Origin of the sequence: Glycomyces xiaoerkulensis (assembly GCF_002798405.1) — a bacterium.
Lineage (GTDB): Bacteria > Actinomycetota > Actinomycetes > Mycobacteriales > Micromonosporaceae > Glycomyces > Glycomyces xiaoerkulensis.
In genome coordinates this window covers 61,605-75,851 of sequence record NZ_PGGV01000003.1, presented here as the reverse complement: position 1 = coordinate 75,851, position 14,247 = coordinate 61,605, and the positions used below count along the sequence as shown (strand labels likewise).

The 14,247-nt window shown below is 61.8% G+C and carries 3 protein-coding genes; 1 reads left to right on the top strand and 2 read right to left on the bottom strand.

The annotated features are described in order from the left end of the window. The first annotated feature begins 111 nt into the window (after positions 1 to 111). The gene (locus CUT39_RS00310; RefSeq protein ID WP_100443955.1) at positions 112 to 3,555 is read left to right on the top strand and encodes an NACHT domain-containing protein; all 3,444 of its coding nucleotides are present in this window, start codon (positions 112 to 114) and stop codon (positions 3,553 to 3,555) included. Positions 3,556 to 3,672: 117 nt separating this feature from the next. Here the strand turns inward: CUT39_RS00310 and CUT39_RS19935 are convergent, their stop codons facing one another. Next, a complete protein-coding gene (locus CUT39_RS19935) occupies positions 3,673 to 6,909 on the bottom strand; it encodes an NACHT domain-containing protein (RefSeq protein WP_114149472.1) in 3,237 nt (1,078 codons plus the stop codon). A gap of 1,679 nt (positions 6,910 to 8,588) precedes the next feature. Then, positions 8,589 to 13,805, bottom strand: a complete 5,217-nt coding sequence (locus CUT39_RS00285) for an NACHT domain-containing protein (RefSeq protein ID WP_100443950.1) — start codon at positions 13,803 to 13,805, stop codon at positions 8,589 to 8,591. Positions 13,806 to 14,247 lie beyond the last annotated feature (442 nt).

The window sequence follows — 14,247 nt, the reverse complement described above, 5'->3', positions numbered from 1 at the left end:
ACATCTGGAAGGCTCCTCCACCTGTGCCCGACAGAGGCCAGATGCGAGACTGTCTCTGTGGAGGAACAGCCCACCCCAGGACACCCCTATGCTTCCGGCGGTGGAGGCACCGTGCTCGAGCATCGATATGGTGCTGTCCTGCTCACCCACTTGCTGACGGGTGTCCCCTTGCCCGCTCTCGGCGCTGACGTGGCGTCGGTCGAGGTGACCTTCCAGGCGCCGGCGACTCACGTCGATGACTTCCGTATTCGCGGTTCAAACACGACCGGCTTCGAACGGGAACTCAATATTGCGATGCGGCGACGGCCAACGCTCAAGCTGGGCGACGAGGACTCGGTTAGGCTCTTCCGATCCTTCCTTGCCGAGATCGAACGGCATCGTGAGGACCTGGGTACAGGCCATTGGCGCCTGGCACTCGCGATGGAGGGGCCCGCCGGGCTTGCACATGATCTCGCTGAACTCACCGGTTGTGCGCGAAGTCAGCCCAACGCTCAGGAGTTCCGAGACCACGTCGCCAGCAGACGCTCTAAGTCGCTGCAAAGGCGCCTGCAGCAGCTCGACAAAATGGTCGCAACCGCCTCGCAGCAAGAGGGTGCGATCGACGACCTGACATGGCGTCTGCTCTCAGCCCTCTACATAGTCGAACTGCGACTCGATGACGGGCGAGACGCCGACCGCGCTGGTGCCGTCACGTGGCTGAGCAATCAGATCACCGACGGCAACCTGGACGCAGCAAGTCGATACTTCGACCGCATGCTCGACCTGGCAAGCAGCTACGCTCCGGTCGGAGCCCAAGTGGACCGGTCGACGCTCGCCGCTCGTCTCGGGCTGACCCCCCGCTCCCTTGCCGACACGGGTCTGGACGAGTTCGTGCAGCGATTCCTCTCCCACCGCTCCCCGGACCTGTCTGCGGCAGTGCCCGTGAGTATCAAAGCTTCTTCCGGTGCGGAGCTCGCTACGGATGCTCTCACCGTGCACCTGAAAGCCCAGCACCACATTCATATTGTTGGACCGTCTGGGTCAGGAAAGACCATCGCATTGGTACAAATTGCTTCACAGCTGGCGCAGACCGGTTGGCTCCCCGTCTGGATCTCGGCCCGCCTGTACGGACCTGGCGGCCTCCGGGCCCTCCTCGACGAGGCCGTCGCCACCTATTCCGCACGTGATGCGCAAGCCCTCATTCAGGGGGCAAAGGCCTGGCAGCGATCTGTGGCGCTGCTCGTCGACGGCATCAACGAGTGCCCTGCAGATCTGCAGACGCGCCTGCTCCACGAACTCAACGCCATGTGTCTCCGTGAACCCATCACCGTGATCACCACAGGCCAGGCACAACCCGACGCGCCCGAACCCCTGGGCGGAACCACCTGGTTGATGAAGTCACCCTCCCCGGAACAACGTAACCGCATCATCGAAGCCAACGGAGCGGATCCCTCCGATCCTGCATTTGCACCGTTCGAACAGCCGCTCGAGCTCGCCCTCGCCGCCAAGCTCCTTGGCGATCTCCCACCTCGAGCCGGCACCGGTACTCTGCTGGATGCCTACATCCGGGAGCGGGCGTCAGGTACGAACCGGCCAACTACGGTTCGAGCCGTCCTTCGAAGCTGGGCTCGTACCATGGACCAGCAACTGCGCGGCGCGATCACACTCGGCGAGGCCGAACGCTGCGCCGCAAGCGCAGGAGCCGACAGCTTCGATGACGTTTTGGCATCTGGGCTCATCCAGGTCCAAGGCCAGCATGTTGCCTTTACCCACGAGCAGTATCAGCGGCTGCTCGCAGCTGAGGCGCTTCTCCTTGACCACGGCACCGATACCACCGCAATGGTCAGTGACCTGAGCTCTCCCGATCATGCAGACCTCGTCAAGTTCGCACTTGCATTGGCCTCCGACTTCAAGACCATACAGGCGATCATGACGGCGATCCCACAATCGAGCGCGTTCTCCGATGCGCTGCGAGGCAGGCTGGGGACGCCGGCCGAGCAGGTCATGGACCGAGAAGCTCGACGCTTGCTCCAAAGAACGGCCAGCATCTTCGAGGCAGCGTCACTTCACTTCCAGCAGGAATATCAAGTCGAAATCAGCCCAAGCTTCGCTTGGAGCGCTTACGACCATGCAATCTTCGCCGCGATCGGCGAAGGGTTGCACGACGGCATCCTGTTCAGGGAGTGTCTTCAGCTTCTTGACGCAACCGACACCGCGTTCGCTTCGGCGACCGTCGCCAACTCGGCGCCTGCCAGGGTCACCCTGGCGAACCATATCGGCTATGCCCTGGCAGGACTTAGCCGCTCAGGATCGGAACGACTGCCGACCGGCCTGATCCTGGAGGCCTGCCGCCTCACATTCAATCGGTTTCACTCGGCCGTGACACTACAGCAATTCGAGCAGCTGACCCATGGACTCGAGCCGAACCGGTACAGCCGTATAGCCTTGGCGTGCTTGCTCGTGAGCCGCACCAGCCTTCCCGAAGCCGCCGAGCTAGCGCTCACCGTCGCCCGCTGCGCGTGGGACAGTGGCGCCTACCATCTCCAACTCGCGATATTCGACATGTTGATGTTCGTACGACTCACTGCCCAGGCGGACGAACGGCGTGCGTTGGAGGAGTTCCTTGAATGCCTTCAACCTGGCCATCTGTTCCTGAATGACGCACTCATCGAGTGCTTGCATGCCTATGGCCTCGTCGATTCACCGCACAGCCCGCAAGACATTGCCGATGACATCAGGCAACTACTCTCATCACCCGACAGCAACGACACCTTCGCGCAGGCATATCACATCTTCGTCTCTCAGTTCGAACCCGTCATCGGTCCTCCGTTTGTCGAGGCTATAGACGCACTCGAACCTGACCAGATCAACCGGCTGGCAGCCCTCGCAGGACGATGCACCGAGGCACTGGTCTGGAAGGACGTGATCCTTGAGGTGCTCCTTGACGCCAACGACCCCATCGCAATCCCAGCGTTCAGATTGTGGGCGGCATCCCTCGCAAAAGATACAATGCAGCCCCAGGATGATGTCGCAGCGTACGTCATCAGCGTGCTCGGACTCGCCAGCCACATGAGCCCACTGCCCCCACTCACCCATCTCAGCGGTTCGCTGGCCGAAGCATGGAGCTGTTATGGCCAGGTCCTCTGGTATCTCCACCATCCCAGCCTTACCAATAGAGAAGTCACCGAGCAATGCCGACCACTGTGGCAGCGACTGATACACGAACTGCACGAGGTTGCAGCCGAACCCCTCTTCTGGATCAGCCATACGTTCCGATCTCCGGTTAAAGGCGTACTCCGCAAACTGCTGATGCACTTCCCCGAACAGGTCCGCACCGTCCTTGAACACGGCATCACCCAATCAGACCGGCATCTCCACCTGACACGATGGCCGGAACAACTCGACCACCTCCGCAGGTACATCCAACTGCTCTCCAAGGTTGGCAATCAAGCCACCATGCGGCTCCTCGCTTCGATGGCGCACGATCCTGAACTGGGCAACGACGCTGCTACGGCCGCACGCCAACTCAGTTCCACGTCAACTCCAGAGCGCAACTGGGAGTCCGAGAGACGGTAAGCTCCAGCAACACCCGAGAGTCTGAAGTGACGCTCGATGCCAAACCCCGTCGATCCGGTCAACAGGTCCGAGCCATTCAGGATCGCGCTGCGGAGAGCTCCTCAGCCTGTCGCGCGCTCATTCTTTGGTGCGGTCCCGGTGTCTTCGCCGTCTGCTGGCATGCGCCCGTTCGCCCTGTCGCGTGGCGTGATCGCAAGCCCGGCAACGAAAATCGCGAATTTCGTTGTGGAACCTGCATTTCCTGCACGACCAATACGCTGGCTGCGGATCTTCGGCCCAAGCATCTCCCGGTCGGGCCGAAAGATCAGGATCGCGGCGTACGGCATTGGCCACCTCGCTGCTGGGGTCGAGTTGCGGCGCCGAGGCAACCGCGATCCATGCCGCGTAGCGGTGATCTGCGATCTCGGAGGCGACCGCTTGCCTGAGTACTGATTCGGCATCGGCTCCAGCTGAGAGGATCGCGACGGCATACAGCAGTCCCGCTCGTGCCCGTGACCAGTCCGACATGTCCTTGGCCATGAATTGTTGCGGATTCCACGGTGCGTTCCGAAGGTCGCTGAGCACGTTGGCTGCTGCCCAAGCCATCCACGAGGAGTCGGCTTCAAGACAGGCCAGGAGTAGTTGCTTCTGCCTGGCAGAAAGTGCATCGTCCATGTTGGCCTGCGGTGAGGGCGGCTCTTGGGATTCCACGAACACGACATACCAATCGTCGCTCGAGCTACACTGCTGATCAGCTGCCAAGTCCGTGCGTTGCAGGTGCCGTGCTTGTGCTGCGACGGTTGCCTTGTCAATCCCGTAGGCGTCGGCTATGGCAGCAAGCCAGGCGTGACGGAGCTGTGCGGAGTCGTGGACGAATGCTCGATCGACGGCATGAATGCCGGTGGCGGCGAGTTCGGTGGCCTGGGCAAGATCGCATACCTCGGAAAGTGACCACAGGTCCCCGGCATCTTGGTTCGTGTCAGGTTCGGCCAGGGAGGCGAGGTCGGCCAGGAGCATCTCTTCAGCGCGTCTGATGGTGGTCGTTTCCCCCTCCATGGAGGCCAGCTTCGCGTACCACGGGAGGATCTCGATGCCAGCACGGGCAAGGGTGATGTTGAGACGGTTGGCGATATGCCTTGGGGCGTCGACGGCGATCTGCTTCACTCGTTCTCCTACGCCGTCGGCGAGTTCGCCGAGGCGTGCTGCGGCCGCCAGTGCGACTTCCGCGAGCCCGTCGGGAATCGGCGCGTTCGCCAATGGGATTCGTATTTGGCCTTCTTCAGATAGGTGGGGGACGTCCGCTGGAACCGGCTGCTCCAGCACCGAGCTGACAAGGGCTGTGCCTTGCTCGGTCAGGAGGCGTGCGTCAGCGCTGGCGTCGGTGAGTTCGCAGAGTGCTGCTGCGATCTGACTCTCCTCACGGCCAAGCCGGGCGGCTGCCAGCGCTTCGTTACGTCTGCCGCGGTGGTCGATGCACACCGGCAGCATGCAGGCGGCTTGGACGAACGGCCACGGTCCAGGGCCACGTGTGCGGTCCTCGAACATCGGGAAATCATCCGAGGGCTCTCGCGGCCATCGTTCACGGGGCAGTTCTCCTTGCAGCGAGGCGTGCACACCGTCGGCGAGTTGCTCGAGGATTCGCGCCACGGCGGTCGGGCTGAGCGTGCCTAGATCTCGGGTGGCGAGTTCTGCAACCATGAGCGTGGCGTCTCGGTTCCCTCGCGCGCCGGCATCAAGCAGGGCGTCCATGATTCTGGGATTGAGGCCGCTGGCCAACGCGATGGCACCATCAGAATCGGTGTAAGCAAGGGCCTCAATCAGCCATGCGGTCAGCTCCTCCCATGAGCACGTGGTCGTCCACATTGCAGTAGCGATTTCGGCGAACACTTTGCTTCGAGCGGTGAGGACTCCAGCACCGTTCGCCACGAACACGGCGACGTGTTCGTCCCAGAAGCGAAGCACCCCACTCGCGGCCTCGCGAGCTCTTGCTGGCGGCATCGCCCACTGACCGGGATCGCGCAGCATCGTGATCAGGGCGTCAAGAACGTCCCTTTGAGAAGCATTCACTCCCCTGTCGAGAATCCGTCCGAGGACAATATAGCCGTCCAATAGCATGTCGGCGCTGAGCTCCGCCGACCACTGACGCGGCGGGGCTAGCTTCCGCAGATCCAGCTCCCATCGGTTGACGGATTCCCTGACGGCACGGTGAAGCAGCGCGGCACGTCCCTTGGGCAGGTCATCGTCTGCGGCGCTGGCGCAAACCAGCGCCAGCAGGATGGCAAGGAGGGGCACCTTGAGCAGCTCACTGTGTTCGACTCTGGCGTCTCTGATCCAGGAGCGGCGGGTCTGGAGCCATTGCTTCCGTTCGGATTCGGGGATGCGTGTCTCGGCGCAGGCGCCCAGGACGCGGCACACCGTTGCGTAGAGGAATTCGGGCGGTTCCAGTTCGACTGTAGGCAGACCCAGTCGCGCGGCGGCGGTTTGAGCACTTGCCCGCGTCGCGAGCACGAATCCGGTTTTTGGGTGTATCTCGTTGAGGACATCGCTCAGTTGCTGGGCAGCCCATGAGGCCCGTGCACCGCATTCATCGAGTCCGTCGCAGAGCAACAGGGCTCGGCCGTGACCTACCTCGTTCAACAGAAATGCAGCGAGTGCAGTGCGCTGGTCGGCGGTGACAGCATTGGCGGCGACAGTGTCGATGATCTTGGCAATGGACCAAATCTCGGGCACCTGTTCCATCAGGCGTGGCAGTGAAACCCGGATCGGGATGGGCGCATGGGGATGGTCCACGCAGTGTGCTGCGATTTCTCGCAGAGCCACCGATTTGCCGGAACCTGGTTGGCCGACGAGAAGCATCCGTCGCCAACGCCGCAGGCATGGTAGGAGGTGATCAGGTAGTCGTTCGTACTCACCGCTGATCCGCAAGCCGTCAACGAGGTTGTCGTCGACGATCGGCGGCAAGTCTTCTGCGAGCAAGGACAGGTCGATTCGACCGGCGTCGGCTCGCAGATGGTCGCGATAGGCACCGACGGCGTTCGCTCTCGCTGCAGCGTGCATCCCAGCTGGGCCGCCGTGCTTCGCGATCACGGAAAGACCGGTCCGGTGCAACTCGTCTATCCAATCATCGATACTGCTGCCCAAGGCCTCTCCGGCCTGGCGGTGAAAGAAGTCGGCGAGCACACGTACTGCCTGCAGGCCCTGATCGTTGGCTACGACGTGGTCCATGAGCGCTGCCAGGAGGTCACTCGCGATTCCCCTCCCGGATGTGTGCGGCAGATGCAGCACTCGCGCTCGCTTCAGCACACACTTACGGGCCGCTTCAGGGATCTGCGCTTCGAGTAGTTTGAAGGCGTCCTGTTCAGCCCGCGTCTCCATCGCTAGCGCTGCTGTATGGCGTCGCAATACGCGGTCCAAGTTCTTGGCGCGGCCGGTGAGGTCCTCTCCTGCAAGAACCAGGAGGTCGTCGGTCCTCAGTGTCGCAGTCTGGGCGACCCACCCTGCGACCGTCTCGACAAGTGGCCTTCCAATACTGATTCTACGTTTGGCTGAGATGAAGGCGCGGCGCCCGTCTGAGAACGTAACTCGGATATCGTCGGTTGGGTCGGACGTCTCGAAGTCGAGCCGGACAGGGTGGATGTTCTCCGGAAGATCGAGGCCGGAAACGGGTCGACCTCGGAGTCCATGCACTGCCAAATGGGTGGCGACGGCACAGCGGAAGACACTGCCGACCTCGTTTGCTTGCCCAGCCCTGCTCAAACCAGTTCCAATCTACTTCAGCTGCGACTAAATGGATCTCAACGCCATACCAGATGGTACCCCCTTGACGCTCGTCCGCAGTCTCTAGAAAAGCGACGCATCACAACAAGAACCGGTTACTCATTGTGGCAAGTCCTGATCGTCCGACCGCGGCAGGGACGATGGTCCTGGTCGCGGGGCACAGCTAACTGCCAGCCCGATGGCGATACGGCCCATTCCGATGACAGTTTCGAGTTTCGCGAATAGATCAGGCCTCAAGAGCAGATCCGAGCCTGTAACAGCAGGCCGAAGTACTCCATATCCTCCATCATGGATAGGGAAGCTTCGCCAGTTTCGACACACCATTCCTTGGCCTTCCGCATCGGCCATTTGGAGGCTGAGAGAACCAGGTACCGGACGCAGGTCGAGCAATACGGCCACTTCAATGCGAGGAGTCAGGACGAAGTCGTGGAGGCCGGGGCCCCGATCAGTGTCTGGGCTTCCGGGTTCATTGTCGAACCTTGCAATCGCGGCGAGTGGTAGCTGCCCTTGCCTCAAGCTTGTGGTCGCGCGAGTCCTGTCGAGCTGCGGGAACAGCTCATCGTAGGGATGGGCCCAAAGACTTGGGGGCGATTGTGAGAGCGGGAGTGAGTTAGCGGGCGGTGGGTCTTCGCAGGCTTCAAGGCCCGTAGCGATGAAGATTTGCCTGCTCGGCCGTTTCGGATGTTCGGATGGCAGCGAGGCTTGGCGCTCGACAAGGGCAATCTGAATCCAGTCCTTGTAGGGAGATTCCAATACCCGTACCGGCCGGGCCTCTGCTCCTTCGAGCTGCCTGATAGTGCTGGCCTCCAACACACATGTTGGTGGCCAGGCGGCGTCCTTGTCGTCTGCCCATGGTGCGGGGGCCAGTGACCACTTCAGGACCCTCGGTCTCGTGTTCGGACGCGGGTAGCGGGATGCTTCGGTTCGTAGTCCCCAGGTCGAGGTGGGAGACAACGATCTTGCGAGGCGTCGTTCGAAGTGCCGTGGTTCTACAATCACTCCCCCGATGGCCATCGCCGATCGGATACCAGCGGCGGCTTCTTGAAGCGCGCCTTCGGTTGCTTCTTCATCAGCGAGGTAGGCATCGGGAAGAGTGCGGCTGCTTGGTGTTGAGAGGTGGTCGACTTGGGCTCGCCACCTCTGCGCGATCGCTTCGGTCTGGGCGGCGACACGTTTGACTACGGTGTCCCGGAGACCGGGTGGATTGCCTGCTCTCTCCAGGCGATCTTCGAGGAAAATGCCGACCAGTTCGTCGGCGTGTTCGTTCTCCTCGCTGGTCATTCTGGCCCTCCAAGGAAAGTACTTACAGCGAGACGAAGTTCGATATCGGGTGCCGTTGCAGGTGGATTCGGTGCCTCTAGCCCGTGGGCCTCGAGGATATCGGCTGCGAGTACACGGACTGCGAGCAAGTCGCATCGGGCCAATTCGGTCAACGCGTGCCCCATCGGTGGAGTTAGCGCGGAGTCCGGCATGAAGCCCCGTGCGGTTTCGAGCAGCCAGATGAGCCGGCCGGGATCCAGTTGCCCGTTCAAAGCCGCCAGCAGTGCCGATTCCGCTAGTTTCGGCCGACTGATGATCAGCAAGGACGTTGCCAGGAGTGCTCGCCTGATACCAGAGCGGTCCGGCTGAGCGATGGTTGATACTGCGAGCGTCGCTAGTGCGCCATTGATCAGATCCTGATGATCCGGGCTGGTCGTGGGCGTGTATCGGTGGTTGTCCTGCTGTACTTCTCCAGGGAGTCGGTAATCGAGGATGGCGAACGCGGCGTTCCAGCATTCGATCGCGGTTCCGCCAGGCCCGGATGTTGGTTGCGTAGCGAAGGCGGCTATCACGGACTCGGTGACTCCGTAGGTGCGGTAGGCCGGACCGGCGGCAATATCTGCTATGGCGCTGGCCAGGACTTCTTCGGCAACCGACGGATTCAGGGCCATCGCCGTCTGCCATAGTCTGTTGTGCTCGCGTCCAGCAAACGTGCGCCAACCTCCGCTACCGCGGATCCGAGTGAAGGCGAGTGCAGAAGCATAACTGGCGACGGTTGCAAGCGGTTCGGATGCAGCTACGCACCGCGCAACAACGCCGTCAGCCACCATAGCCAGCACTTCGGCGTCGGAGTAGAGCGGCAGTTCCCTGGCCACGTCCGCCAGCAGCTGCCTCCCGGCCTGTTCACCCTCGTCTAGAGTGACTTCCATGAGCCTCCACCCGATTGCGTTGGTCAATGCCTCGAGGTTCCACCTCGGAGCAGTGGAGTCGTCGCTGTAGTCCTTGCGGGCGTATTCGCGAGCCGCAACGACGGCTCCATTCGCGCCGCTCGGGAGTTCGGGCCGAATCCTCGCCTCGATTCGCTTCAGTGCCGCATCGGTCCGAACGTGAGGGCCATCGAACGATGATTTCCTCGATTCTCTTGGTCGAACTGTCCGTACGTCAAAGGTGCCGCCGCCGAGGCGCTGAACGGCACCTATCAAGTCGCGGGTAGCGGCAGCTTTGCTCATGTCACTTGTGTGCATGAGTGGTTGATCATCATATGAGGCGGCAACATTGTTGGCGACCGCGGCGACGGCCGCTTTGGTCGCCGGGCTAGGGTCCGTCTCTTCCGCGAGCCGATTGAGGATCGCCAGGTCAGTATCGGGTCTCCGCCACGATTGCGAAACCGTCAGTCGCAATGCGGCGAGGACGATTGGGTCAGCGGCGTGGACCTGCGTCGTCAGGAGCGTTTCGTGTGCTGCGTGGGCTCTGGCGTCCTCGAATCCTGGTTCGGTCAGCAGAAGGTTTGCCGCATCACGCGCAGCGGCAGCTGGATCGACTCGTGCGACGGCGTTCCACCAGGATTGAGGGAAGTGCGATGTGTCTCGACCGTCGGTGTGTTGTCGAACCAGATAGGCCAAGTCACGCACCTTTACAAGCGAGCTGAGTGCGGCATCGATATCGGCTGATGCCAGATCGTCAATGCTGTCAATCAGTTCGCCGATGGTTGGATCCTTGTGTCCTCCGTAAGCTCCGAGGTACAGCGATGCGGTGGCCCAGCAGTCCTCGGCTTGTTCGATGTCGCCGGCGGCGACGCATATTCGCGCGATGCTGAGCTCGAAGTCTGCAGTCTCCGAGTACATGGCGGACGCATCCGTACGGCGTTCTCGGATTGTTTCCGCTAGCGAGTGGATGGCTACCTGGCCAACGTGGGGGGAAACTCGGATCAGGATTGCAAGCATGTCGTTGAGTACGAGCGGCCCAGTTCCGGCCATGCCCATCAGCGAGGTTGTTGTGCCGTCACCGATGGCGATGAGGGAATCGAGGATCGCATCAAGATCGACATGCTCCACGACCACCAGCGCTCGCTCGATCACATCGTGGATGAGAGCGTGAATTGACCAGAGGTCACAGGCGCGAGGTGTGCCGGTGAACGGTGTCGCTTCGCCAGCCAGCGCCTCCAGGGCTGCTCGAGCTGCGGTGGATGCTTCCGGTTTCGTGGAGACACCCCGTGCCACATCGTCAGCGAGTCCTACTGTCGCTACCGCGAATCGAAGCCATGCGCGGTAAAACCCTGCTCCAGCGAGCGTGCCCTGAAGGGTCATGAGCATTGACGGATCGAGTGCGTGTGTGAGGCGGAGCAGGTGCAGCCAGTGGTCGACGAGCTTCGCGTCCGCGGAGTTTCCCTCAAGCAGGCTCCGAGTCACTCCGTCAAGTTCGGTCATGAGGTCACCGATCGCGAGTCCGCGGAGCACCTCCTCAGGCGCGATCCCGTACTTGAGATAAGCGCTTGGATCCGCAGCTGGCGCCCACTCCTGCGCCATCCCGACGAGCGCGCCGGCCGGTGGCAATCCGGCTACGCCTCTTGACACTAGATCGGCCAAGGCGACCAGCACCCTTGCTGCCTTGCTGGTGTCGCTCATGGCGTTGGCCGCATCTAGTACATCCCCGGGCTCAAGCCCCATGACGAAGACTTCGACCAGGCTCGCCAAGTCTGCTGTGTGATCTTGCTCAAGGTTCTCAGCAACTCGTTGCGCGACATCCGGAGCTACGGTTCCGCGCTGGCTTCGCAGGCGTAGGTGGCCGAGCTGGATGGCGAGGTGTAGGGCTGCGTCTTGGTCGGCTCCGTACTGAACTCGTTCGCGGTCGCCCTGGCGTTTCCATTCGGCGAGGTAGGCATGCCACGGGGCTGATTCGCCTGCACGATCGACTGCTGCGCAGAGCTGAAGTCCCCATCTGGTCGGGAAGGTCGTCCTTCCTTCATAGAGCAGGCGCTCGGTGACTACCTCGGCACCCAGGATTGAAACGACAACATCTGCGTACCTGATGAGGGTGTCCGGGAGCGATTCAGTCTCGTATTTGTCGACGGCCCTGCGCAGTTCCACGCAGGCGATCAGCGAAGGCCAGTCACGCCGCCGTGCGCTCTCATGGGCGAATACTTCCAGCGCGCTCAAGAGGGCTCCCGGTGGTTGGAGAGCTTGAATTGCCGCGGTTACGAACTTTGAGGAGAAGAGGTTCTTGAGTTCGTCGAATCGTCCGAGACTGACGAGCAGTCCCGGTAGGTGACGGAAGGCCCGCGAGTCGGTGAAGAAGCCGCGTGCGGAGAGCCACTCTGTGGCGCTGCTGCGGATTGATGTGATCCACTCTTTGGTGTGATCGCGGAGCACGTAGCGGCTGAAGCTTTCATGGTGGACCTTCAGACCACCGAGTCCGGGTTGTGAGTGCAGGACTGGCCCAAGCGTTGCGAGCGCTTTGGCAAGGAAGGGCTGCACTGGGGGTACGACTTGGCCAAGCTCTTCTATAGTCAGGGCGAAGTCGCAGACTGCCAGGACGCCAACTGCGAGCTGCTGTGTCTCGGTCATCCCGGCGACGAGGTGCGCGTAGTAGGCGTCGAGGTCGGTGGCGGTATCCGGTATCTGTCGGAGGCGGTCGATGATCTCGACACTCGTCCAAGGTTGCCCTGACGTGTCGTCGAGCGATGAGATGCGGGTCGCGTCGCGGCAGAGATAGGTGGCGTAGAGCGGGTTACCCGCTGAGCGGTCGAACAACAGCTTGACGATGTCGTCTCGGATGTCGGAGTCAGCGGGTCGCCCTTCAGTTTCGAAGCCGTCGAACAGCCGGTGCTTTCCGGCGAGCGCGTGGATCTCTTCCCAGGACATGGGTGAGACGGGCAGGGGTTGCCCGGTTACTGGGTGGGCGTGATCCAGGTGCTCCCCAGGCTGGCTCGCGATCAGCATGCAGACACCTGCCGGCAGGGCGATGGCTGCAAGTTGATCAATAAGTAGGCGTGATGGGTCATGTCGGGGGATAATTCCCGACATTTGCCGGCCCTTGACTCGGTCAACGTGGTCGAGGCCATCGACGATCAAGAGCACGTTGCGGTCCGGTTGTTCGTTGCGGCAGACTTTCAACGCTGTGGCCAGCGACTGGATGGTTGCCGCATACCTTGGCCTGAGGTCTATGGTCGCTTGGGGGACCGTTTCTTCGAGCTGATGGAGAAGGCTGCCGAGAACGACCTCGGATAGGACCCGTGCGTCGCGGTCAGTGTCGGACGCACCGAGCCAGCAGTGGTGACGAGCGACGATCCAGTCGCGGGAGCGGTAGGCATCGGCCAACTGTTCGCAGAGCCAGGACTTGCCGACTCCGGGCCCACCTGCGATGACGACGCGTCCTCCTGTGGTGGCGGCCTGGCTTATAGCCTCTCCGATGGCCATGATGGCGTCTGGTCGTTCGATGGCGACGGCTGGTTCTACGGGGTGCCCTTCTCGAACTGCTCCGAAGTCCGTATCAAGTCCAAGTCGAGGCGCCAGGACTTCTTTTGTAACGTTGCCGTCGCGTGAGCGTGAGGCGGTCGCGGCGATGATGAGAGCCTGAGCAACGTCTTCGGGCGATCTGTGGGTATTCGGCGGTCGGCCCGCACCAAGTTCCTCTGTAGCTCGGCGCAGCAGCACTAGTTCTGCTGGCCCTGCAGCATAGAGCTCCTGACTGGAGTCGGGAGCTGCAGTGTCGACGGTGAGATGCGAGCATACGGTACGAAGCTCAGCGTTTGACAGGTCGGCGACGAGCCTGCACCATGGGGTGCTCTCGCGAAGGTGTTGCGGGTCGAACCTGTATCTGGTCGTAGTAAAGCCAGGGAAGGGGTCGCCCGGATCCTTTGCGTCTGTGATAGGGCGGAGCACCTTCGCAAGGTCGCCGTCTGGGCGCCCGTCTCGAACGACGATTCTGTAAGTAGTTTGGGGATGGTCAGCGAGGTCCTTGAGCGCTGAGGTGAAGACTCGATCGAGCCGCAGGCTGCGACGGTCTCCTGAGAACGTGGCCTTCGTCAGTTCGCGGTCATCGGCGGTGTGTTTTACCTGCAGCCGTGTGCGCCTACCAGTGCGGGAGAGGATCGTGAGGTCGTCGAAGCGGTCATCATCGAAGCCCTTTGTGTCGACGGTAACGGTGGACGCCGTACCGAGCATGAGGTCGACGAGCGCGATACCGGTTACAAGGTCCTGGTATGCATACCCCCGGTGGGTAGCTCGAAGACTCATACACACTCCTCAACGAACGCGCCGAATTACCCCTGGTCCTCGCAGCAATCAACTCCCAATCTCAGGAGTCAGCCTGCTCAGTCCACCTCGCACGGGGATGAATCACACGCGACCGCCAGATCGGACCGCCAACCATCCTGATGTTACCTAGAACCACCGACAGCGGAGGAGGCTCTGAATCCGATAAACGGTCGGAATCAGATCAGTTATATTGAATTATCACAATCAGTACAGACGCCCCTGTGGGGCGGGTATCGCCGGTCGATTGCCAATTGCGAGCTGGCGGTGAACTTCACCGCCGACCTCGACACCTGGCTGCGGCTCTTGAACCTGCGCCCCAGGATCACCTCGCCGACACCGAGGTCACCGCGATGCGCCACTGTCGCTACGCGGTCTCCACACTGCTCAGCCACCACGCCTGCAGATGCACCCTCCACCTCGC